This is a genomic window from Rhizobacter sp. P1_G5 (assembly GCF_056405435.1).
The window spans coordinates 1-617 of record NZ_JBFUCB010001183.1 but is presented as its reverse complement, the minus strand read 5'-3'; the positions used below and the strand labels follow the sequence as shown (position 1 = coordinate 617).

Below are 617 nucleotides of genomic sequence, written 5' to 3'. Positions count from 1 at the left end.
CACCATACCCGCCCGTCCGGTTGCCGTGCATACCGCCTGGGGCCAGTCCAGGCCGCGTTGCGTCCAGAGGCTGACCGAGCCCAGGCCTTCATGCAGGAAAACCACCGGAGCGAGGTCGGCGCGCCCGGCGATGTGCCTGACCTCCAGGCGCGCGCCGTTGATCTCCATCAAATTCATCGCTGCATCGTAAAGGATGTAAACGATTGGGCGAATCTGGCGTTGGAAAAAGGGGCCGCAGAGGACTTTTGGGCACCTTCAGGCATTTGCCATGGCTGACGCCCGGTACACAAGCCGGTTGCACGTAGAAAGACCGTTTTTGTGAATGTTTTCGTCCGTTTTGCCGCCGCCTGGCTGCTTGCCCTTGCCGGTTTGGCATGCTCCACCGCCTTTGCCCAGACGGCCGCCGCTGGTGCCGCACTTTCGGGAATCACAACGCCTGTTTTTGTGCTGAACTCGCTCGAAGACAGTGTCAGCGTGATCAACCCGGCCACCTGGACGGAAACCAGACGCATTGCCACCGGCAAGCAGCCGCATCACCTGTACCTCACGCCCGATGAAAAGTCGGTGATTGTTGCCAACGCGCTGTCGGACTCGCTCACCTTCATCGACCCGAAAAC

At 60.6% G+C, this 617-nt stretch carries 1 protein-coding gene; it reads left to right on the top strand.

Features of this window, described 5'->3' with window-relative positions:
• Positions 1 to 318: 318 nt before the first annotated feature.
• Positions 319 to 617: YncE family protein (locus tag AC1D12_RS34865; RefSeq protein ID WP_477845608.1), on the top strand; the 299-nt coding region annotated here is incomplete at its 3' end.